The organism is Streptomyces durbertensis (assembly GCF_014156695.1).
Lineage (GTDB): Bacteria > Actinomycetota > Actinomycetes > Streptomycetales > Streptomycetaceae > Streptomyces > Streptomyces durbertensis.
This window is the reverse complement of record NZ_WMLF01000781.1, coordinates 1-1,250: the sequence shown is the minus strand read 5'-3', so window position 1 is coordinate 1,250 and position 1,250 is coordinate 1. Positions and strand designations below refer to the sequence as shown.

General features: G+C 78.6%; 1 protein-coding gene and 1 pseudogene. One reads left to right on the top strand and one right to left on the bottom strand.

Annotation, left to right across the window (positions count from 1 at the left end; all coding sequences use genetic code 11):
- Positions 1-964: ATP-dependent helicase C-terminal domain-containing protein (locus tag GL263_RS26760; protein WP_323379575.1), on the top strand; the 964-nt coding region annotated here is incomplete at its 5' end.
- Positions 965-1,041: 77 nt separating this feature from the next.
- On the opposite strand, the pseudogene GL263_RS26755 reads toward GL263_RS26760, so the two are convergent.
- A pseudogene (locus GL263_RS26755) lies at positions 1,042-1,250 on the bottom strand (hypothetical protein); the annotation flags it as partial.

The following is a 1,250-nucleotide window of genomic DNA, read 5'->3' as shown; positions in this document are numbered from 1 at the left end:
TGGTCTGCCGGAGGAGACGGCCGTGGGGCTGGTGGTGGCGCTCGCCCATCCCGAGCGGGTCGCCGCGCTGCGCGGCCGGGACAGCTATCTGATGGTGTCGGGCACACGCGCCGAACACGCGGCCGGTGGGGCGCGCTGGCTGGCGGTCGCGGCGGCGGACCGGCCGGCGGGCGCGGCCAGTGCCCGGGTCAGCCTGGCCGCCGAGATCGACGAGGAGACCGCGGCGCACGCGGCCGGTGCGCTGCGCCGCCGCGAGTCGCGGGTGGCCTTCGACAGCGACCGGCGGGAGGTCGTCGCCCGCGAGGTCGACGTGCTGGGCGCGGTGGAGCTGAGCGCCCGGCCGCTGGCCGAGCCGGAACCCGAACGGGTCAGGGAGGCACTGCTGGCCGCGCTGCGTGCGGAGGGTGTGGGGCTGCTGCGCTGGTCGGAGCGGGCCGTGTCACTGCGCCGCCGGATGGACTTCCTGCACCGCGAACTCGGCGCGCCCTGGCCGGACGTGTCCGACGCGGCCCTGCTGGACGTCGTCGCCGAGCACCTGGACGGCGGCTCGCTCGCCGCCGTCGACACCCACGCCCTGCTGACCGGTCTGCTGCCGTGGGCGGACGGCACCGCGAGCCGGTTGGACGAGTTGGCGCCGGAACGGGTGGAGGTGCCGTCCGGGTCACGGGTCCGGGTCGACTACCAGCCGGTGGCGGAGGGCGGCCGTCCGGTGCTGGCCGTCAGACTCCAGGAGCTCTTCGGCGCGACGAGCACCCCGACGATCGCCGACGGGCGGGTGCCGCTGGTGCTGCATCTGGTGTCGCCCGCCGGACGGCCGGCGGCGGTGACCTCCGACCTGGAGTCGTTCTGGCGGCACGGGTACCGGTCGGTGCGGGCGGAGCTGCGCGGCCGCTATCCGCGGCACCCGTGGCCCGAGGACCCGACGACGGCCGAGCCCACCCGCCGCGCCAAGCCGCGCCGGTAGTACCGGCGGCGGGCGCCGCGCGGGGCGGGGACCGCGGCGGGCGTGACCGCGGCGCGGCGGGTCAGTCGCGGCGCGGGTCAGTCGCGGCGCAGGAAGCCCGCCCGGGTGCCGGCGGTCGACTCCCGGTTGTCGTCCCCGCCGCCGGTGCGGCCCGAGTCGCCGGCGCGGCCGCCGTCCGTCCGCTCGCCGTCCTCCTCCTCGTCGGGGTCGGCGCAGGGGTCGGCCGGCTCGTCCGGCTCGTCGGGGTCCTTCGGGTCCGCGGTCCCGCTCGGCGTGGGGGTGGGGG